This is a genomic window from Flavobacterium riviphilum (genome assembly GCF_055231795.1).
Map to the genome: position 1 here is coordinate 133,068 of NZ_JBUYSY010000004.1, position 20,693 is coordinate 153,760.

Annotated in this window: 12 protein-coding genes and 3 tRNA genes; 7 read left to right on the forward strand and 8 right to left on the reverse strand. The window is 37.5% G+C overall.

Translation table 11 applies throughout. The features are described from left to right. Positions 1 to 122 precede the first annotated feature (122 nt). Together ACZIX2_RS06620 and ACZIX2_RS06625 are read right to left on the reverse strand one after the other, a co-directional pair. A complete protein-coding gene (locus ACZIX2_RS06620; protein ID WP_463339303.1) occupies positions 123 to 1,625 on the reverse strand; it encodes an OmpP1/FadL family transporter in 1,503 nt (500 codons plus the stop codon). 211 nt (positions 1,626 to 1,836) lie between these two features. Further along, on the reverse strand, positions 1,837 to 2,841 hold the full coding sequence (locus ACZIX2_RS06625) for a hypothetical protein (protein WP_463339304.1): 1,005 nt from the start codon (positions 2,839 to 2,841) through the stop codon (positions 1,837 to 1,839). Positions 2,842 to 2,943: 102 nt separating this feature from the next. On the opposite strand from ACZIX2_RS06625, the gene proS reads away from it, so the two are divergent. From proS to typA, 6 genes are all read left to right on the forward strand, one after another. Continuing rightward, positions 2,944 to 4,422, forward strand: a complete 1,479-nt coding sequence (gene proS / locus ACZIX2_RS06630) for a proline--tRNA ligase (protein WP_463339305.1) — start codon at positions 2,944 to 2,946, stop codon at positions 4,420 to 4,422. Between the two features lie 78 nt (positions 4,423 to 4,500). Beyond that, a tRNA-Glu gene (locus ACZIX2_RS06635) sits at positions 4,501 to 4,572 on the forward strand. A 49-nt stretch (positions 4,573 to 4,621) separates the two neighbouring features. Next, positions 4,622 to 4,693 (forward strand) — tRNA-Glu (locus ACZIX2_RS06640). A gap of 41 nt (positions 4,694 to 4,734) precedes the next feature. Next, positions 4,735 to 4,806, forward strand: a tRNA-Glu gene (locus ACZIX2_RS06645). Positions 4,807 to 4,837: 31 nt separating this feature from the next. Then, positions 4,838 to 5,089, forward strand: coding sequence for a 30S ribosomal protein S20 (gene rpsT, locus ACZIX2_RS06650; protein WP_463339306.1), 252 nt, complete (start codon positions 4,838 to 4,840; stop codon positions 5,087 to 5,089). 221 nt (positions 5,090 to 5,310) lie between these two features. Beyond that, positions 5,311 to 7,107 carry a translational GTPase TypA gene (gene typA / locus ACZIX2_RS06655; RefSeq protein WP_463339307.1) on the forward strand — a complete coding sequence of 599 codons (1,797 nt, stop codon included), beginning with the start codon at positions 5,311 to 5,313 and terminating at the stop codon, positions 7,105 to 7,107. Positions 7,108 to 7,290: 183 nt separating this feature from the next. Here typA and ACZIX2_RS06660 read toward each other — a convergent pair whose 3' ends face one another. The 5 genes from ACZIX2_RS06660 to ACZIX2_RS06680 are packed head-to-tail and all read right to left on the reverse strand — an operon-like array spanning position 7,291 to position 14,563. After that, the gene (locus tag ACZIX2_RS06660; RefSeq protein ID WP_463339308.1) at positions 7,291 to 7,734 is read right to left on the reverse strand and encodes a DUF2141 domain-containing protein; all 444 of its coding nucleotides are present in this window, start codon (positions 7,732 to 7,734) and stop codon (positions 7,291 to 7,293) included. A 12-nt stretch (positions 7,735 to 7,746) separates the two neighbouring features. Then, positions 7,747 to 9,879 (reverse strand): GH92 family glycosyl hydrolase, encoded by a 2,133-nt coding sequence (locus tag ACZIX2_RS06665; RefSeq protein WP_463339309.1) that lies wholly within the window; start codon positions 9,877 to 9,879, stop codon positions 7,747 to 7,749. Further along, positions 9,879 to 10,799: an alpha/beta hydrolase gene (locus ACZIX2_RS06670; RefSeq protein WP_463339310.1), complete on the reverse strand. Its 921-nt coding sequence runs from the start codon at positions 10,797 to 10,799 to the stop codon at positions 9,879 to 9,881. Before ACZIX2_RS06670 ends, ACZIX2_RS06665 begins: the two co-directional genes overlap by 1 nt. A 9-nt stretch (positions 10,800 to 10,808) precedes the next feature. Further along, positions 10,809 to 12,644 (reverse strand): glycoside hydrolase family 13 protein, encoded by a 1,836-nt coding sequence (locus tag ACZIX2_RS06675; protein WP_463339311.1) that lies wholly within the window; start codon positions 12,642 to 12,644, stop codon positions 10,809 to 10,811. After that, the gene (locus ACZIX2_RS06680) at positions 12,641 to 14,563 is read right to left on the reverse strand and encodes a beta-L-arabinofuranosidase domain-containing protein (protein WP_463339312.1); all 1,923 of its coding nucleotides are present in this window, start codon (positions 14,561 to 14,563) and stop codon (positions 12,641 to 12,643) included. The genes ACZIX2_RS06675 and ACZIX2_RS06680 overlap by 4 nt, the downstream gene beginning before the upstream one ends. A 146-nt stretch (positions 14,564 to 14,709) precedes the next feature. Here ACZIX2_RS06680 and ACZIX2_RS06685 point away from each other — a divergent pair, with 146 nt between their 5' ends. After that, positions 14,710 to 15,555, forward strand: coding sequence for an AraC family transcriptional regulator (locus tag ACZIX2_RS06685; RefSeq protein ID WP_463339313.1), 846 nt, complete (start codon positions 14,710 to 14,712; stop codon positions 15,553 to 15,555). A 1-nt stretch (position 15,556) separates the two neighbouring features. Here the strand turns inward: ACZIX2_RS06685 and ACZIX2_RS06690 are convergent, their stop codons facing one another. Continuing rightward, positions 15,557 to 20,587 carry a T9SS type B sorting domain-containing protein gene (locus ACZIX2_RS06690; protein WP_463339314.1) on the reverse strand — a complete coding sequence of 1,677 codons (5,031 nt, stop codon included), beginning with the start codon at positions 20,585 to 20,587 and terminating at the stop codon, positions 15,557 to 15,559. Between the last annotated feature and the right edge of the window lie 106 nt (positions 20,588 to 20,693).

Consider the following 20,693-nt stretch of genomic DNA (forward strand, 5'->3'; position numbering starts at 1 on the left):
TTGGCTGTAAAATTGATTGTGACTGAACTGTAGTTTTTGGCGGATGAATTGCCAAATGGAAGGGAATAAAAAAAGCGAAATCCTTTGGGGACATCGCTTTTTAGTTGATAGCGGTTTGAGGGTTACAACTCAAATAGTAGGCTTAACGATAGGTTGTTTTGAATGGTGTTGATGGAAGGTGCGTCTGTTAACCCTGTATTAAATAAACTAGGTTGTGTATTTCTTTTTGAATGTGTATAAGCAAGATCTACACGAGTAGCGCCAAAGTTGTAACCCAAACCTGCAGAATAACCTGTTAAATCGCCAATTGTTGTTAGGTTTTTGTAGGGGCTGGCTTCCATTCGGTATCCACCTCTTAAGCTTAAAGCTTTGATTTTGTATTCAGCACCAATTCTTAATTGGCTACTTGTTTTTAACGTGTTACTTATTTCAGCATTCAATTCTCTGAAATACGAATCGCTACTTGGGCTAAATTTAATATTGTTAAAGTCTTTTAGTGAAAAATCTATACTAATAAGCCCTTTCTGTCCAAAAATATATGCAGCACTCCAAGTGTATTTACTTGGTGTTTGAATGCGATATGGGGCATATAAGTTGGTGATATTTGGGTCGATAATATCCGCAGCAAGTTCTCCAGCTGAACTAACACGAACAGCACTAAGCAGTTGTGATGATTCATCGCTAAGGTTGTGCCATGTGGGTGATTCATATGCAAATCCTAAACGGATAGTTTTATTTACTTTTAGAATTGTACCCAGTTGGAAAGAAAAACCAGTTCCATTGGTGAACAATTCATTTCGGAATCGAATTCTTTGTACTCTTTCCTCAGAATTTAATGGGTTGGAGTTGGTTTCGTAAAAATAAGATGATTGCAATAGGTTGGTAAAGTGAGAGTTTAAATTTAAACCAATATAAATTTTGTCCTTGTAAGCCGTCGAAAAGTTAAACGATACTTTTCCGTTGTAACCCGTAGAGTAGACTCCGTTTTCTTGGTAATAATTCCCGCCCTCACGAACATTGGAGGTGTAAAGTGTATTGTTGGAATTCGAACTAACAGGATTAATAATGTACCCTTGATAGCCAAGGTAGGCTTGTTGTTCTCTAAAATTCAATTCGGAATAACTGCTATTTTCTAAAACGTCAAGAGGGATGCCATTTGCATTGGTTATAAAAAAATCTGCTACCGATCGAGTTGGATTCACCCCGGCAGAAAATTGAGCATTGTCAAAGTTTCGAGTGTTTTCGTAGTTTATGGCAAATGTAATTTTGGTCCATTTTGCATTTTGGTTGTAGTTTTTAAATACAAAAACAGCACCTGCTTGATTGAGTTCAAATGTATTTTCTTTTTCAGTTGTTGGGTTCCCGAAATAGGTAGCCTTGTTTAGGGTGTTATAATGACTGCTAGTCACGCCTACTTGATTGTTGTTGAATACGGAAGATCCGGCTGGGTTTAAAGAAATAGCCGAAAAATCACCACCTAAAGCGCCAAAAGCGCCGCTCATTGCTCGGTATCTAGCGGTACCATTTAGGTCGTCCATAGAAAAAAGAAGTGCGTCTTTGATTTCTTGGGCATGGATCGCCGTGGCTGAAAAGAACCATGCAATAAGGAAAATACTTTTTTTCATATAGGTTTGTTAGTTTTTATACAATTAATTTCGAAATGGGTTTGATTTTTTTGAAAAAAAAATAGGGTAATTAATTTCAGCTATAAAGAAAACACAGACTTCAATAAATAGCAAGGATTGCTTGTTTTTATTTGTGAAATCTGTGTTTTGCTGGTAACTGTTCGATTATTAAGAATCCGTTTTTGTAAAACTAATGTTCAACGAAAAACAATTAACCTCTTCCTCTTCTGCCGCCTCCGCCTCCGGTGCTTCCTGACGAACGCATACCGCCACTACTTGAGCTTGGACTATAAGAACGTGAAGGAGAATAGGAAGGGTTAGTAGAGTAATTACTGCTTCTTCTAGTACTACTAGATTGATTATAATTGGTGGAGGGGGTAGAGTTATAGTTTCTTGTTTCCCTGGTGTTTCGGTTTGTTGTATAATCGTAGTTTCTTACAGGTGGTGTGGTGTTATTTCTTCGGTTAAAAGTAGAAGAAGAATTTCTGTAGTTGTTGAAATCTCTACGTCCTGTTTCGTTGCTAATTCTTCGGTTGGTAAAATTGTCTCTAGTGATTCGGTTATTGTAATCTCTATTTACATAACTACGGTTGTAATAGCTAGATCCTCTTCTGCTAGAATTGTAATTGTAATCGGTAAAACGATTATAAGGATAATTGTACCAGCCACCGGGATAATTGTTCCATCCCCAACCCCAACTAGGGCTCCAGAAACCGTTCCATCCCCATGATGCGCCCCAACCAGCGTTCCATCCCCAACCAGCGTTCCAACCCCAGTTAGGACCATACCAATTGTTCCAACCCCACCAACCCGTGTTCCATCCCCAACCCCAAAATGGGCTGTTCCAATTGTTCCAGTCGTTGTTGTATATATGTATGGTAGTAGATTCGGGATTGCTTCCCCAAGCGGCATTGCCTGTTATTGGTGCTTGTATGCTGTCGTTTGCGTCAAAATTGCTAGAATAACTTTCTACATCAGTGAAGATTTCTGTGGATTGATTTTGTTCCTGTAAAGAACTAAAATAGGCTTTGTATTGATCGCCCATAGTTCTTTGGTTGTTATAGTAGGAGCTAGTATTGGTGGTGTTGTCATAAATCCCATCAGAGGCATAATAAGAGCTGTTTTGATAAGAACCACAAGACGTATTGATTAGACTTAAAAATCCAACAAAAAGCAATAGGGGAATATTTCTAGTAAAAAATACAGTAGTTTTCATATCAATAGGTTTTTTTATTGTTGAACATTACAAAAATAGTTAGTTTTGCGTTACTAAAATGTAAAAAAAGTTAAAACAAAATTTGTGCCAAATAATTAAGATATGAGCAAGAACCTTACTACAAGAGAAGAAGATTATTCAAAATGGTATAATGAGCTAGTTGTAAAAGCTGATTTAGCCGAGAATTCAGGTGTTAGAGGCTGTATGGTAATCAAGCCGTATGGATATGCTATTTGGGAAAAAATGCAAGCTGAATTGGATCGAATGTTCAAGGAAACAGGACATCAAAACGCCTATTTTCCTTTATTTGTTCCTAAAAGTATGTTTGAAGCCGAAGAAAAAAATGCTGAAGGTTTTGCAAAAGAATGTGCTATAGTAACTCATTATAGATTAAAAAATGATCCCGATAAGGCCGGTAAACTTATAGTGGACCCTAATGCTAAATTGGAAGAAGAATTGATTGTTCGCCCAACTAGTGAGGCGATTATTTGGTCTACCTATAAAGGATGGATTCAATCTTATCGCGATTTACCTTTGTTGATTAATCAATGGGCCAATGTAGTGCGTTGGGAAATGAGAACGCGTTTGTTTTTGAGAACTGCCGAATTTTTATGGCAAGAAGGGCATACGGCTCATGCTACAGAACAAGAAGCTATCGAAGAGTCAGAGAAAATGATGAATGTGTATGCCGATTTTGTGCAAAATTTCATGGCTATTCCCGTTATAAAAGGATTGAAGACCGAAACGGAACGTTTTGCAGGGGCGGTTGAAACGTATTGTATAGAAGCGTTGATGCAAGATGGTAAAGCATTGCAAGCAGGTACATCACATTTCTTGGGTCAAAATTTTGCAAAAGCCTTTGATGTGAAGTTTGCAAATGCCGAAGGGAAGCAAGAGCATGTATGGGGTACTTCATGGGGAGTTTCTACTCGCTTGATGGGGGCTTTAATCATGACGCATTCCGATGATAAAGGATTAGTATTGCCACCTAATTTGGCACCGATACAAGTAGTAATTGTTCCTATATACAAATCAGAAGAACAATTGGCGGCTATAACTACCGAAGTAAATCAGTTGACTTCAGAACTTAGAAAACAAGGGATAAGTGTGAAATATGATGATAGAACCACACAAAAGCCAGGGTTTAAATTTGCAGAGTGGGAGTTGAAAGGGGTGCCTGTGAGAATTGCTGTGGGGCCAAAAGATCTAGAAAATGGCACTTTTGAAGTAGCGCGTAGAGATAATTTGACAAAAGAAGTAGTTTCGGGTGATGGAATTGTATCATATATTTCTAGTCTGCTAGAGCAGATTCAAATAGATTTATTTCAAAAAGCGATAGCCTATCGTGAAGCGCATATTACCGAAGTAAATAATTTTGAGGAGTTTAAGGAGGTTTTGGAGGCAAAAGGGGGCTTTATTTCGGCTCATTGGGACGGAACTGCCGAGACTGAAGAAAAGATCAAAGAGCTAACAAAAGCAACTATTAGATGTATTCCTTTGGACCGAGTAGAGGAGGCGGGAAGCTGCGTATTTACTGGGAAACCGTCCTCTGGAAGGGTGCTTTTTGCAAAGGCTTATTAAAAAAAAATAATTTTTTTTGCATCAGCTATTGTGCTTCTCAAAAATAGATGTATCTTTGCAACCGCAATACAGAAGCAGGGTCCGTTCGTCTATCGGTTAGGACGCCAGGTTTTCATCCTGGTAAGGGGGGTTCGATTCCCCCACGGACTACAAAAAATTTGAAATACTGTATAGTTTTCCTGGACTTAATCAGGAAATTGGTCCGTTCGTCTATCGGTTAGGACGCCAGGTTTTCATCCTGGTAAGGGGGGTTCGATTCCCCCACGGACTACGAAATTGAATTGAATTGAAACCCGAACTTAGAAGAATATTGGTCCGTTCGTCTAGGGGTTAGGACGCCAAGATTTCGTCTTGGTAACAGGGGTTCGATTCCCTTACGGACTACATAAAACTAATAAAGATAAATAATTATACAATGGCAAATCATAAGTCAGCTCTAAAGAGAATTAGAAGTAACGAAAAGAAAAGAGTGTTGAATAGATACCAACACAAAACAACTCGTAATGCTATCAAAGCATTAAGAATTGCTACCGATAAAGCTGAAGCTACAGCTAAATTATCAGCTGTTATTTCTATGATTGACAAGTTAGCTAAGAAAAATATCATCCATGATAACAAAGCTTCTAACTTGAAATCTAAGTTAACAAAGCACGTTGCTAAATTGTAATCAATTACAATTTTATCATATAGAATAAAACTCCTTTTCGAGGAGTTTTTTTTTGTTTTAAATTGAAAGAAATGTTTTGGTAAACTTATTTTAATACTAAACTTCTATTGATTTAACCTCTAATCAGCGTAAAACTCTTATAGTCAAAACTTTACAAACAACAAAAGAAGGGTTTTTTATATAAAAATAAAGTGTACATTTGCACCCACAAAAAATCACAGATGGAATCTATTAGAAACATTGCAATTATTGCCCACGTCGATCACGGTAAAACCACTTTGGTTGATAAAATTATGTATCACTGTCAATTATTTCGTGAAAACGAAAATACAGGTGATTTAATTCTTGATAACAACGACTTAGAGCGTGAAAGAGGGATTACTATTACTTCCAAAAACGTTTCGGTTGAATACAAAGGAACAAAAATCAATATTATTGATACTCCTGGTCACGCCGACTTTGGTGGTGAAGTAGAACGTGTATTGAACATGGCCGATGGTGTATGTCTTTTGGTAGATGCTTTTGAGGGGCCAATGCCTCAAACACGTTTCGTATTGCAAAAAGCAATCGATTTGGGATTGAAACCATGTGTGGTGATCAATAAAGTCGACAAAGAAAACTGTACACCAGAAGAAGTGCACGAAAAAGTATTCGACTTGATGTTTGAATTAGGTGCTCAAGAATGGCAATTGGACTTCCCAACGGTATACGGTTCTGCAAAAAACAACTGGATGTCTGAGGATTGGAAAGTTCAAACAGAAAACATCGAGCCTTTGTTGGATATGGTAATCGAAAATGTACCTGCTCCTAAAGTATCAGAAGGTACTCCTCAAATGTTGATTACCTCTTTAGACTTCTCTTCATTTACGGGTCGTATTGCGATTGGTCGTTTGGAAAGAGGGGTATTGACTGAAGGTATGCCAATCTCTTTGGTAAAAAGAGATGGAAAAATCATAAAATCAAGAATTAAAGAATTACACACTTTTGAAGGTCTTGGCCGTAAAAAAGTAGCGCAAGTAGTGGCGGGAGATATTTGTGCCATTGTTGGTGTTGAAGGTTTTGAAATTGGAGATACTATTGCCGATTTTGAAAACCCTGAAGCGCTACAAACTATTGCTATTGATGAGCCAACGATGAGTATGTTGTTTACAATCAACGATTCTCCTTTCTTTGGTAAAGAAGGAAAATTTGTAACATCTAGACACATTCGTGAGCGTTTGACTAAAGAGTTAGAGAAAAACCTTGCCATGCGCGTGGCTGAAACAGATTCTGCAGATAAATTCATGGTATTTGGTCGTGGGGTATTGCACTTATCCGTGTTAATCGAAACCATGAGAAGAGAAGGTTATGAATTACAAATTGGACAACCACAAGTAATCATCAAAGAAATTGATGGAGTAAAATGTGAGCCTATTGAGGAATTAACCATCGATTTACCAGAAAATTTATCAGGAAGAGCGGTTGAGTTTGTATCCGTTCGTAAAGGAGAAATGTTATCGATGGAAGGTAAAGGCGATCGTATGATTGTTAAATTTAACATCCCATCAAGAGGAATCATCGGATTGCGTAACCAATTGTTGACTGCAACAGCGGGTGAAGCGATCATGGCACACCGTTTTATTGGATATGAGTCATACAAAGGAGAAATTCCAGGACGTAACAACGGTTCGTTGATTTCTATGGAAAACGGAAAAGCAATTCCTTATTCTATCGATAAATTACAAGACAGAGGTAAATTCTTTGTGGATCCTAACGAGGATATCTACGAAGGGCAAGTAATTGGTGAAAACACTCGTAGCGATGATATGACGGTAAACGTTACAAAAACGAAAAAATTATCCAACGTACGTTCTTCTGGAGCCGATGATAAAGCAAGAATTATCCCAGCGATTAAATTCTCTTTAGAAGAAGCTTTAGAGTACATCCAAAAAGATGAGTATGTTGAAGTAACGCCAAAATCATTACGTTTACGTAAGATTTACTTATCAGAAACCGATAGAAAAAGATATAAAATCTAATTCTTTTCAAATACAATACTTAAAATCCCAAATTCCAGAGTCAATGGAGTTTGGGATTTTTTTATGGTGTTTCCCGCCAGAAAAAGGCGGGTCGTGCTATCCGCTATATCTTTTTGGGGCTAGAAAAAAGCCCCAAAAAGGATGCCGCTACTATCCCTAACACAGTATAGCTACTCTTGGCAATTATAGTTTATCATTCATTTTGATGGTCATTTTCAAATCGGTTTCAAGAACAAATTTCGCCTCTTCATATTTTGGAGGCCCCATAAAGCCTTTCGCATTATTGGAACAAGCTACAGGTTCTTTGGGCATACCAATGAAGTTTTTATCCAATTTTCCATTATTGTTTTCGTCATGATATACCATAACAGTATAAGTGGCTTTAGGTATATCGTTAAAAATAACCGTAGCTGTATGGGACTGTATTTTTGCAGTGGATATTTTATAGGCTTTTTTTAAAAAATTTCCTTTGGAACTGTACAATTCTGCAGCGAGTTTTCCTTTGCTATTTTCAATCCCTGTAATTTGGAGGGTGAGTTGGTGCATTTGAGACCAACATTGGCTGGAAGTCATCAATAGGATGCTGTAAAAAACTAAGCTAATGAGTGAACTTTCTGTTTTTATCATGGTTGTATTGTTTTATTCAAATTGCAATAGGCCTCCTTGCATGATGGCTTTATAGTTGATGCTGATATCGTTTATCTCGTTTTGATTCCACTTTATTTTTGAATACGAAGAAGCAGCAGAAGTGATTTCTAAGGTTTTATTGTTGTCCAAATATAGAGTTGCCTTTTTTACTTGGGGCATCCCGAAAACAAATTCACCAGTAGCCGGATTTACTGGATAAAACCCTAACGTGGTAAAAATATACCAAGCGCTCATTTGTCCGCAATCGTCATTGCCTGTTATGCCATCTGGCGTATTGTTGTAAAACTGATTGTATATTTGTGTGATTAATTTTTTCCCTTTTTCGGGTTCATTAGAATAAGCATATAAATACGAAATATGATGGCTTGGTTCGTTGCCGTGAGCGTATTGACCAATCATGCCTTCTTGACCTAAGTGTTTATTGTCTTTTTCTCCATTAAGATTAAAAAAAGTATTCAACTGTTGGGTAAATTGTTCTTTGCCTCCTAATAATTGGGTAAGACCTGCCACATCATGTTGAGTAGAAGCCCATGAGTACTGCCAAGCATTAGCCTCGGTATAATCACCTGAGTTGTTCATAGGGGAAGTCGGTTTCAAAGGTTCAAATGGCGTTCTCCATTGGCCTTTGGTGTCTTTGCCTCGCATCAAGCCTGTGTTTTTATCAAATAGGTTTTTATAGTAGGAGGCTCTTTTGTAATAGGTTTCGGCTACTGTTTTATTGCCTAATTTTTCGGCTAATACTGCCACACAGTAATCGTCGTAACCACTTTCTAATGTACGTGAAACGGCTTCATTATCTATTTTATCAAAGGGATAATAGCCATATTTGTTATACAAATCCCAATCATTATTCAAATGATTTTTGGTAGTGGTTTCAATCATGGCTTGCAAAGCTTCATTGGCATCAAATCCTTTGAATCCTTTGTTGTATGCATCGGTTATTATTGGAATGGCATGATTCCCAATCATACAATTGTTTTCTTGTCCCCAAACGGTCCAAATAGGTAAATAACCAGCAGCTATATGATGCAAAAGCATAGTGTTCACAAAACCATTTACGCGTTCTGGTACTAATATAGTATATAAAGGATTGGCGGCTCGATACGTGTCCCACAACGAGAGGGTAGAGTAGTATTCGCCATTCGGAGCTTTTGCAATTTTATCGTCGGCACCTCTGTATTGGCCATCCACATCAGCAATGTTGGCGGGTTGTGTAAACAAATGATACAAGGAAGTATAAAATATTTGCTTTTGTTTTAGAGGCGCTTCAATTTCAATTTTAGACAAATACTCGTTCCATTTTGCTTTGGCATTAGTCACCGTTTTATCAAAATCCCAATGCGATAATTCTGTTTCTAAATTGTTTTTGGCTCCTTCTATGCTTACAGTCGAAAAGGCAATTTTGGCTTGTAATGTTTTGTTTTTTAGCTTAAAATCAAGAATATATCGAGACGCTTTTTCTTTTGGTTTTTTGGGTAACTCAGTTGTATTTACAAATGGGGTATCAAAAGTAAGTGTGAAAAAGTATTTTCGCTCCACCCAGTTTTTGTTATGACAATACCCCGAAATAGTGTTGTTGTTTTCAATGCTAACTTTACTATCTAAGACCAAAGAATCGGTCAAAAAGCGCAACCCGTGTTGAATATCAACTAATAATTTAGCTTTGTTAGTTGGGTAGACAAACTGATTAAAAGCCACACGTTCAGTAGCAGTAAGGTTGACTTTTATACTATCGTTTAAGGTGACAGTATAAAAACCTGGGCTAGCTTTTTCCGTTTTTTTATTATAAGTCGTTTTGAAATTTTCGGTTTTAATATCTACAAAAGGAAGCAATAGAACGTCCCCTAAATCATTAATTCCCGTGCCGCTCAAATGAGTTTGGGAAAACCCTAGAATTTCAGGATTCTTGTATTGATAGCCTGAGGTGTAATCCCAACCAATATCTACATTGTCTGGGCTTGGCTGTACCATTCCAAAAGGCAAACAAGCACCAGGGAAAGTGTGACCGGTTCCATCGGTACCAATGAAAGGGTTGACAAATTGTGTAAAATCAGGTGTTTGTTCTTTTTTGGAGCACCCGATAAATAAGCCGACAGAAAACAGAATAAGTGCTATCTTTTTCATTAGTCATTTTTTAAAAGAAACAATAGAGGAATGTCCAATCGCTTTGCCCAAGCTACTTCCGAATGGTTTTCTCCGGGGAAGAATTTGGTTTCCCAATTTTTGTTGGTATATCCTTTGGCTTTCATTACAACATCTACTTTTTGTTGTAGTGCTGGATACAAAGCATCCAAAGTTTGGTCGCCATAATCAAAATAGATTTTATGCGTTTTTGGATGGGGTAATTTGTTTTTTAAGTATTGAACAAAAGCCTCAGGAATGGGATTGTTTTCAACCGTAAAGGTTCCGGGCCAATGGGTAGACAAACAAGCCGCACCACCAAAGACTTGGGGATACTCACAAATCGCATACATCGAAATCAATCCCCCCATGCTGGAACCAGCAATAAAGGTGTTCTTTTGATCTTTCTTAGTGGCGAATGTTCGGTCAATAAATGGTTTTAACTCGGTCACCAAAAACTTCAAATACAAATCCGAATAAGGATGGAAGGCTTCTTTGGTTCTGCCCGCTTTTTGTAATTGCGCAGTAACACTATCTTTTTGAATAGCATTCAGACTTTCAAAAGGTTTTTGAGGAAAATATTCCGGATGGCGTTTTGGACCATTATTCCAAATGCCTACGACTATGAATTTCTGAGTTTTTCCTTCGGCAATTAGTTTCCCAGCTACTTCGTCAATTTCCCAAGCTTGTTTGTTCCAAGTGCTTTGGGCATCATATAAAGCTTGGCCATCATGCATATACACAACGGCATATTTTTCTTTATTAGTATAGCCATCGGGCAACCAAACATCTACGTTTCGAGCATCAATGAGTTGTGATTTGAAGTTTTCAAAACGTTGTACTTTTCCCGAAACTACATTTACTTGTGCTATTGAAAACTGCATCGATAGCAACATCATTAGAAAAAGACAATTGAATTTCATTTTTTTGGATTATTTAATTTCTAAAATTAAGGCCGATTTTGGGGCTACATCTAGTTGTCCATTGACCGTTATTTCTTTTCCAGTTAATGCCTCTTTAGCCTTAAAATTGGAAGGAATCATATCTTTGTAGATGTTCATGTTTAACGAAATAGGTTTGTCGTTTTTATTCAAAATCACCATGATTTTTTGGTTGTTTGTATATCGGAAATAAACGTAGGCTTCATCTTTTTCGGGTACATAATGTGTGAATTTCCCCTCATGAATGGCTGTGGCTGTTTTTCTCCAATTGAAAAGTGTTTTAAAATACTGTTGGGCTTCTTGTTCTTCAGTAGTTAAGCCTTTTCCAGTAATGGCATTTTTGGCATCACCTTCCCAGCCTCCATACAAATCGACCCTTCTGAAACCATCATTACCTGGTTTTTCTTGTCTGTACAATAATTCAGTGCCATAATACATTTGCGGAATTCCACGCATAGTGGCATATAAGGTCATGGCTAATTTCCAATGGTCCAGATTGTGTTGTAATCGAGTGTATATACGATCCATGTCATGATTATCAGGGAAAATCAACAGGTTATTTGGGTTAGGAAACAAATGATCTTCTCCCATTCCACGGTACACTTCTTTCCAAGTAGATTCCCATTCGTTTTTGGTATTCAATGCTTTGACTAAGTTATCGGTCAAAGCAAAATCCATCAAGGAAGGCAAGTAACATTGGTAACCGTCGGCATTTTTTTTGTTTTTTTGCCAATAGGCGGAAATTTCTTTTACGTTGGTCATTTCTTCGCCTACAATGTTAAAGTTGGGATATTCTTCCAAAATGGTCTTGGTCCAATAGGCCAAAAAGTCTTTGTCGGCATAGGAAAAAGTGTCTTCTCTAAAACCAGAAAGCCCCGCGTATTCGATCCACCAAATCGTGTTTTGAGTCAAATAACTAGCCATTAATGGATTTTTTTGGTTTAGATCTGGCATAGAAGTGTCAAACCAACCATCGGTATAACCTTTTTTGTCTTGTTCAGTGGCATAAGGGTCTAAAAGTGTCGATTTGAGATGGTTGGTTCTAGCCTTGGTGTCTGGGAAATTTACCCAATCTTTCATCGGCATGTCTTTGATAAAGTAGTATTCTAATCCACAATGGTTTAAAACCACGTCCCAAATCAACCCAATATTTCTTTTTTTGGCTTCTTGAACCAGTCTTTTGAAGTCTTCATTAGTTCCAAATCTGGGGTCGATTTTATAAAAATCGGTGGCAGCATAACCATGATAAGAATATTTTGGCATGTTGTTTTCTAGGAGCGGAGTATTCCAAATTTGAGTGAACCCTAACGATTGAATGTAGTCTAAATGGTTAATGATTCCTTGAATATCACCACCGTGTCTTCCGCTTTCATCAGCGCGATTGGCTTTTTCTAAAGTTTCGGAAGTATTGTCGTTTTTGGGGTTGCCATTCGCAAAGCGATCTGGCATGATTAATAAAATAACATCTTTTGGAGAAAAACTTTCACGCATTGCACTATTGTTTTCTCTTGCTAACAAGGGGAAATTTTTAGTAGTGATGGTTTTTCCTTTTCTTTTGAAATCTATTTTGGCCGTCCCAGCCTTAGTATCAGAACCAATGTTAATGGTTACAAAAAGATAATTGGGATTTTCAACTTTCTGGGTTTTGACAATGCTTACTCCTTGGTATTGGGTTGATGGAGTTAAGTCTTGTATGTTTTTGCCATAAACTAATAGAGTAATTTCATTGAGTTTCATGCCTACCCACCAATTGGCGGGTTCTATTTTGGAAATTTGAGCTTGTACACTTGATGCTAGTAACAGCATTAGAAAGGCGATTTTTTTCATTTTTCAGTGGATTTAAAGGAAACTTGTCTTAAAATGGTTTTCCCAAAAGGGATAAGTTTTATCTTCTCGATGGTATTGTTGAGGCCGTTTTTCAATTGGACTTCTAAATGAGAATCCTGCAATTTAACATTATTTTGTTCAATAAAAAGGTATCTTAACGTATCCTTAGTATTATAGGTTAAATCGTAAAAATCGGTAGTGTATTTTTTTCCAATTATCGCTTCCGATGGAATGGGATAGGCAAAAAATAGGGGGCCATAAGTAAAGTATTTTTCCTTATTGGCATCCGTTTTTATGTTTACTTCGGCACTGAAATTCAGGGTCAAATCGTATTGTTTTGCTTTCTTAGCATGGAAGACTAAGAATCCATTCTCTTCTATATATGGCTCCGAGGATTTTAGTTGCGTTGCCCAACTGGGTTTTCTTATTTTAAGTTTGAATGTTGCTAACTCCGGATTGCTGACTCTAAAAATAAATGTGTTTTGGTAGGGATACGCTGTGATTTCTTCTATAGTTACTGGCTTGTTGTCTATCTTAATAGCAAGATTTGTTGGGGCTAATACACCCGCTACTAGCGTATTTTTGTTTTCTAAAAACCATGTTTTTTCTATAAAATAGGGAGAAATTCGACCTGCATTAGGGGTACAGCAAACGGCAACATCTTGATGGGCTGGAGAGTATTTATAACGGGTTTGTTTTCGATCGGGTTCAATATTGCCATTTTTTGTACCCATCATTTCATAGGAATTGTCGGTTTTTAGATAGGCAATACAAGAATGTTCGGGGTGTCTGCTTCCTTGAGCGGCATTGTAAAAAATGGTTTCAATTTCTTCTGCAATTTTTGGATTACCACTTTTTTGTAAAAGTACAGTATAGCTGTCTAGTAATTCGTGAATGGAACAGTATTCATAACCTGTATTTGTGGCATCGGCAGATCTTTCGGCTATCCATTCGTCGCCAATTGGGCCTCCTGTTAGGGTAGTTGCGTTTTTGATTTTTTCGCAGTAGATTTTCAAAGCCTTATCCATTCTAGCGTTTTGTTTGGCGTAAGTGGCTACTATCAACGGGCGTAGATGTTCAAAAGTATGTACTCCATGTGATTTGAGTTTGTAGGACGGATTTTCGATGTTTGGCAACTGAGCATCGCTTTCTGATTGATAGGTTTTGGAAAAATCTTCATACAAAAACAAGGCGTAATCTAAATATTTTTGATTTTTAGTGATTTGATACATTTTATCCAAAACATCTGTAAACGTTAATCCATGAGAGACACCACCATTAAAATTGGTTCCAGAATAAAAAGGTGATGATTGGTAGATGGGGTAATTATCCATGACATTTTGCACTGCTCTAACAACGGCATTCCATACTTTTTCATCTTTGGAGTAGTCGTTATAGGCTAACAATGCTCGGTATAATGTTGCTTTGGACCAGAGTTCGCCATTTTCGGATGTAAAACGGTAACGTAGGTTTTTATCATATATTCCTAAATATCCATCCGTATCTTGTGTAGACAACATTACATCAATATACTTTTTTACCTTTTGCAAAGCCGCAGGATCTTGAAGCAAAATGGCATTTCGGATGTAACCATCCCACCAATTGGATTGTGTTTCGCTGTTCCACCATTTGTACTGTTCTTCTCCTTCGGCATCTCCCTCTTTTGAATTTCCTAAGTCCTTAATAGGGCTGTTGGGTTGTAATCGTGCTGTGCCATATATTGGATCTTGAATTAAATCCGGTACAATTTGATCTAAATGACCTACAAAACCGTTGAGGTCTTTTTGCATTTGTTCTTTTATCCAGCCAGTTGGAGTGATGCTCCCTGTGGGAAGAGTAGAAAAATGTTCGTGTTTTTTTTCTTGAGCATTCATGGAAGTCAGTATTAAAAAGATACCTATAAAGACGTTTTTTTTCATGCTGTGTGTTTGTTTGTGAAAATTAAAATCGAATTCAAGACAAATTTACCGCACCTTTTGGCGCAGGATTGGTATTCTTTTGGTATATTGTAATACTATATTGAAAATATAAGTAATTTTATAGCTATTTTTATTCATTATTGTACATGAAATCATTTTTAGAACAAATCAATTTACAAAAAAAAGATGCTACTTTTTACAGTTATCAATTTTCAATTCCGTTTTTTGAATTCAAATGGCATTACCATCCAGAGTATGAATTGACCTATATCATTAAAGGTGAAGGGTACAGATTAGTAGGAGATAGTTGTGAGAGTTTTGGTCCAGGAGATTTATTGCTATTGGGCTCGAATCTGCCGCATACCTGGGTGGGGAATGCTGAAAAAGAGGCTTTGTTTGAAGCAGTGGTGATTCAATTTTCGCCTAAATTTATAGAATCATTCTTGGGGTTTCATGAGAGTGTGGCGTTAAATGATGTAATGCAAAAGGCACAAAAAGGACTCTTTTTTCATGGCCACACAGAACAAGTAAAGTCAAAAATTATAAAATTAGTTGCATTAGAGGGTTTTGAGCGGATTTTGTGTCTTTTGTCAATACTTCATGATTTAAGCAGCATGCCATCAATAACTTTAAGTTCAAACTATTTTAGTTTTTCCAACTCGATTGAAAATGAAAATAGAATTAATAAAGTATGTAATTATGTAGCGCATCATTTTTCAACTAAAATTCAATTGACAACTGTAGCGCAGTTAGTGGCATTGTCAGAAACCAATTTTTGTAAATTTTTCAAAAAAGCAACAGGTAAAACTTTTTCAGATTATGTAAATGACATTCGCATACATGAAAGTTGTCAGCAATTATTGAAAACAGATATAGATATCAATTTAATTGCGATGCAATGTGGTTTTGAAACTTTAAGTTATTACAATAGAGTGTTTTTGAAAAAGAAATGGATGACTCCCAAGCAATTTAGGAAGTCAAACCTTCATTAATTTATCGTTTCAAGGCAAAGTGACCTTTAATTTCACGTCCATCTTCGAGTACAACCGTGTACCAATAATCATCAGAGGGAAGAGGTTGCCCATTGAAAGTACCATCCCACCCCATGCTGTTAGGAAAAATTTGTTTGAGCAATTTACCGTATCGGTCAAAAATACGAATCACGGATTTTGAGTTGGCGGCAGTATTGGTCCCTTTGACATTCCAATAATCATTGTACCCATCGCCATTGGGAGTGAAATATTTTGGAGCCCCCACAACAGCCACCTCTTTACTGACTACCCCACATCCATTTTTATCATTGATGTAAATAGTGTGAATACCCGAAGGGATATTTTCAAAAATATTACTACTTAAAAAAGGGCCATCTGGATCGTTGAAGCTGTACTCATAATCTCCACTGCCTGAGACATTGATGATTACTCTATTCACATCGGTAATATCGGTAACTTCTACCGACTCTATTTTGGCAATATCCGAGGCGGTTACTTTTATAGTTCGGATTCTGGAACAACCGTTAGGGGAGAATACTTCTACGGTATATACCCCTTCAGTATTGACATCCAAAGTATATTGGGTGGCTCCGGCTAGTACCTGCCCGTCTTTTTTCCAAACATAAGTATAATTGCCAACAGGGCTACCATCATTAATACCAGCATTTAAGGTAACTGAGAATGTGGGTAAATTACTGCATACTAGTTGATTTTCGCTGCCGTTTTCATTCAGGTTAATGCTTGGCAAAGGGTTGACTACAAAAGCTATAGTTGTTTGCTCAATACAAGTAGTGTTTAATGGGTTTTCTACTGTTGCCCTCACATTTTGTGTAGCAGTTATAAATGGATTCGGAAGCGGACTGGGCAAAGCATTATTGTTAGAGTCATAATAACGCACAATCATTCCGGTTTGTCCTTGAAGTAGTTGCCTCTCTATTGAAGAAGTGTCAAAAGCATTCAAGCCATCCGTATCACTCGGGTTAGCATCGTCGCACGCAGCAGGAATAGTTACTGGATGAGCCACCGGATGTACATCTACAATAAACTGTATACTGGTTTCGTCATAACAAGGAATGCCATTATTGGTATTGGTGAGCGTGTTGGTGACTCTAGCTTTTATGATTTGCGATTGGGTTGAAAAAGTAGCAGGAAATGGGCTAGGCAACGAATTGTTGTTTTCATCAAAATAAGTCACTACGACATTGGTTTGTCCTTGTAATAAAGTTGCTTCTAATGTTGAGGTGTTAAAAGTGATAATTCCATCATTGCTAAGATCATCACACTCTTTAAATACTGGAACGGGATGGGCAACTGGAAGTTTTTCGACAGTTAGGGTAACATAATTTCCTAATCCAAAACAAGCATTATCAAGAGTTGAATCCACTCTAACAAATATTGGATGCTGATTTGCAATGGTATTTCTATAGGAAGTTGTATTAGTTATTTCATTAGTTTCGGCTAAAGCATCAGCTTGTGTAGGGTAGTATTTTATGGTATAATTCGTAATAGGGCTGGGTAACAAATTTTGGATATCAGTAGTTACGCTGCTAAAATCAAAAGTAGCGATACCATCCCTATCATCATTTGAGGCATCAATAAAGTCATCACATACTGTGAAATTCTTTTTAAAAGTAGCAGGGATCTGAGTAGCCGAAACAATTAGTTTGATTTCACTAGTACTAAAACAGCCGTTTGCATTTTCAACTCTTGCCCAAACACTTCCTATGCCACTTCTGTATTGGGTTGGATCAGATATTTTGGTAGTTGGGTCATTCGTGTTGGCTCCAACTGAAGTTGTAAAATAGGTAAAGGTTTCATTTTGATAATTAGTACTGATGAAACTGTTTTTTTCGGTCAAATTAAAGGCAGTAATGCCATCAATATCGTCGTCACATTGTTTTAGAGTGATGCTTGTTGTTACAGTTGGAAGTGCTAAAACCGTCAAATTGGCAACTGTTGAAGTTAGTCCACAGGAGTTTCCTGTTCTATTCAATTGCACTCGGTAGTTATAGCCATTCATTGAAGCTGCAAGATTATTTACTTGAAGCGTTGCAGTAGTAACCCCTGAATACGGCCCTCCATTAGTGAGTGAGGTCCAAGTTATTCCATCGGTACTTAATTCCCATTGAAAACTAGTGGCATTGGAAACTATTTCAAAAGTAGTATTTTGTAACAAACATTGCGATTTGTTTATGGGTTGTGTGGTAATAATAATTGGAGCTCCTATGATGTAATTGGCATTGGGTGCGGTGTATCCAGTACCCGAGGTAACTATCCCGCGGTCATTTATTGTAATAGGACTATTTCCTAATAATCCATCTGTGTCACCATCTTGGAATCCGGCTTCGAACACGTCTAGGCAACCATCATTATCGCTGTCCAATTCGAAATAGTTCAAGTTGCCATCCGTATCTGTGTCTGCTAGGGTATAGTTTAATTTACCACTGTCAGGGGCGGTTTCTAAACTGTCTAATAATCCATTTTGTCCCACCGTTCCATCCACTTTTCCATCCAGATTAGTGTCAACGACATTGTGGCCTGCTTCCACCAAATCATAGATACCATCATTGTCACTATCGAGGTCTAAGTGGTCGAAAACAGAAAAACTTAAAGTAGCATCCGAATCTGAGTTTATGGGTTGTAAACCGGGTTCAAAAGCGTTGTCTAAGCCATCTTTGTTAGTGTCCACTCCAGAAAAGGTTTTAAAACCCTTTCCTTGTGCTTCTATACTATCAGGAATTCCGTCATTATCGCTATCCAAATCTAAAGCGTTTGGAATACCATCATTATCGGTGTCAATGGCAATATTTTGTCCCAGCATGAATGCGGCCCGATTATTAGTGGTTTCCGAAAGGTTACTATGTTTAAAGGTTAGGGCTGTAATTTTGTACCCTTGTATTTTGAAACGAGCACCACCTTGTGGTATAGGAGTAGTGCTTTTGAATCGGAAACGAATTTCAAAAGAAGTAAACTCGGTTACTCCACTTTCAAAAATCCCATCATAGTTGGTGTCGATTAAAACATCATCAAATGGGTTGGTGATGGTTAGTGTTTGATTGGTGGGAGCAATTAAAATAAAATCACCATCGCCATTGGCAAGATCACCAACAGGTGTAGTATGCGAAGGGCCATCAACGATGTATTGAAAAGTGATGGTTTCGGGTTTTTTGAAAGTTAAATTGTAAATGTTAGTTGTGTTTCTCACAGCAGGTACTTCGGAAACAAATCCATAAAAAGGATAGCCAGAAATCGTTCCAGGACCAGAAAAAGTACCATCATAATCAGTTGAAGCTAAGGTGTTACTTTGGTTGAGTAAGGGGGTGCTACTCTCTATTTGGTTGAGTATGCCATCATTGTCCCAATCGATATCATTGTTGTTGTTGGTGCCGTCATTGTCATCGTCTTTGGCACAATCGCTCACAGGAATTTTATCCGAGAATACATCACTCAAACAACCAGAAATACTGCCTCTTACTTGATAATATCCCGGCGTAGTTGGAATATAGGTATTGGTTGTTGCGCCTGGAATGGCTACGTCGTCTTTATACCATTGAAAAGTGTCGTAAGCTGATAAGGTGCTTATTTTAAGAGTTACATTGGGAATGCAAGAGGTGTTGGTTACCGTAATTTTATCGGATACAATCTCTGGTTTTAAATCAAATCCGGAGAAATACCCGCCATAAGTAGCGGCTCCATTGGTAGCAAAATAGGAAACATAAACTTGTTTGGTAGATTTAACTGCAATATTACCGGACAAACCAAAAAGTGAATATTTGACAAATTTTGGATTTCCTGTAATAGTTTGCGGAATTGCAGCAATTGGCGCATTGTTTACAAGTACAGTGGCGCCGGTTTCTGTAATGATGTTTAATCCACCGGTGTAGGTTGTGTTGCCAATTTCTTGAATTTGAGGAATATTATCTACACTATTTGGAGTGGCACAATTGATGGGAGGTACAAAAAATAGGTTTTGATTAGCAGCCGAATTCGTTCCAGCCATACATTGGTAGGCAAAAACGTTTTGTGAGGTGGTGACGTATAAATTATCATTGATAAAGTTATTGCCATCTATTGCTACATATTCTCCTTTATTTAAAGTGCGAAAAGGTACTGTGCCTCCGTTAAGATAAACGTTGGTTTGGTCGGTATGTGCTACTAGTATTACTTGTTCCAATTCAGCAGTTCCAAGTCCTTTGGCAAAAATATATTCCTTTCCTGTGCGCTCAAGTGGCACAATCTGATCAAATCCAATATCTCTGCCTTGAAGAGTTCCATCAGGAAAAGTAATAGTACTGTTGCTTCCGCCTATGGATCCCGCATTAACTACAACTGCTTTATCCGATTCTACTAATGCACCTATCATTCTCGCACTATTAGAAGGGTTGAATGTACTGCTATTATTCTCTAATGCTATCACATAACTTTCATTTTTGTTTAAAGTTATTGTCATAGGGCCGTTAAAAGTAGTGCCATCCGTGAATAGGGTTCCAAGAGGTAGATTGGAGATAGTAATCTTAGTGTCGTTTTCAGTAGCTAATATGGAAGCGAAATTTAATAGGGTGTTGTCATTTATTGGATTTAACATCGCTCCTAAACGAAATGTTTTCCCTAAGGCACTGTTTCCTTTTGAAACTAATCCTCCGGCATGATTGTATCTTCCAGGAGTATTAGTTCTGGCAGCATTCACTCTCACATTGACATATACTAAGTCTTCCGACTCAACGATATAACCTTTGTTTTTTAAAACGCCAATTACATTTTTTCCGGTACTCAATTGGGTGTTTACCCCCACTCCGATAGAGTACTTGTAGGGACTGCTATTGCTCACTGTACCCTTAATTACATTACCGCCGTTCTCGATTATTCTAAATGGTACACTATTAGGATTAGGAGTTGAAATATATAGGTATTGATCTTCAATACTCACTGAACCACTTTGACTGACTACGGGTGGAATGTAATGGGTTTTGCTAAATTGTGCTTGGGTCAGTCCTGTACATAATAGTAGTACTAGGAATTTTAAATATTTCATAATCGGTTAGCGGTGCGTTTTGGCCTATGTTTTTGGTTTGTTCTTCAGATATTGAATTGTGGTGAACAATTGAACGGCAAAAATTACAAAAATTTAATTAAATTAA

Bases quoted from the DNA above. Each gene is read 5' to 3' on its own strand.
- ACZIX2_RS06620 (WP_463339303.1), bottom strand. From the start codon at position 1,625: ATGAAAAAAAGTATTTTCCTTATTGCATGGTTCTTTTCAGCCACGGCG.
- ACZIX2_RS06625 (WP_463339304.1), bottom strand. From the start codon at position 2,841: ATGAAAACTACTGTATTTTTTACTAGAAATATTCCCCTATTGCTTTTT.
- proS (WP_463339305.1), top strand. From the start codon at position 2,944: ATGAGCAAGAACCTTACTACAAGAGAAGAAGATTATTCAAAATGGTAT.
- rpsT (WP_463339306.1), top strand. From the start codon at position 4,838: ATGGCAAATCATAAGTCAGCTCTAAAGAGAATTAGAAGTAACGAAAAG.
- typA (WP_463339307.1), top strand. From the start codon at position 5,311: ATGGAATCTATTAGAAACATTGCAATTATTGCCCACGTCGATCACGGT.
- ACZIX2_RS06660 (WP_463339308.1), bottom strand. From the start codon at position 7,734: ATGATAAAAACAGAAAGTTCACTCATTAGCTTAGTTTTTTACAGCATC.
- ACZIX2_RS06665 (WP_463339309.1), bottom strand. From the start codon at position 9,879: ATGAAAAAGATAGCACTTATTCTGTTTTCTGTCGGCTTATTTATCGGG.
- ACZIX2_RS06670 (WP_463339310.1), bottom strand. From the start codon at position 10,799: ATGAAATTCAATTGTCTTTTTCTAATGATGTTGCTATCGATGCAGTTT.
- ACZIX2_RS06675 (WP_463339311.1), bottom strand. From the start codon at position 12,644: ATGAAAAAAATCGCCTTTCTAATGCTGTTACTAGCATCAAGTGTACAA.
- ACZIX2_RS06680 (WP_463339312.1), bottom strand. From the start codon at position 14,563: ATGAAAAAAAACGTCTTTATAGGTATCTTTTTAATACTGACTTCCATG.
- ACZIX2_RS06685 (WP_463339313.1), top strand. From the start codon at position 14,710: ATGAAATCATTTTTAGAACAAATCAATTTACAAAAAAAAGATGCTACT.
- ACZIX2_RS06690 (WP_463339314.1), bottom strand. From the start codon at position 20,587: ATGAAATATTTAAAATTCCTAGTACTACTATTATGTACAGGACTGACC.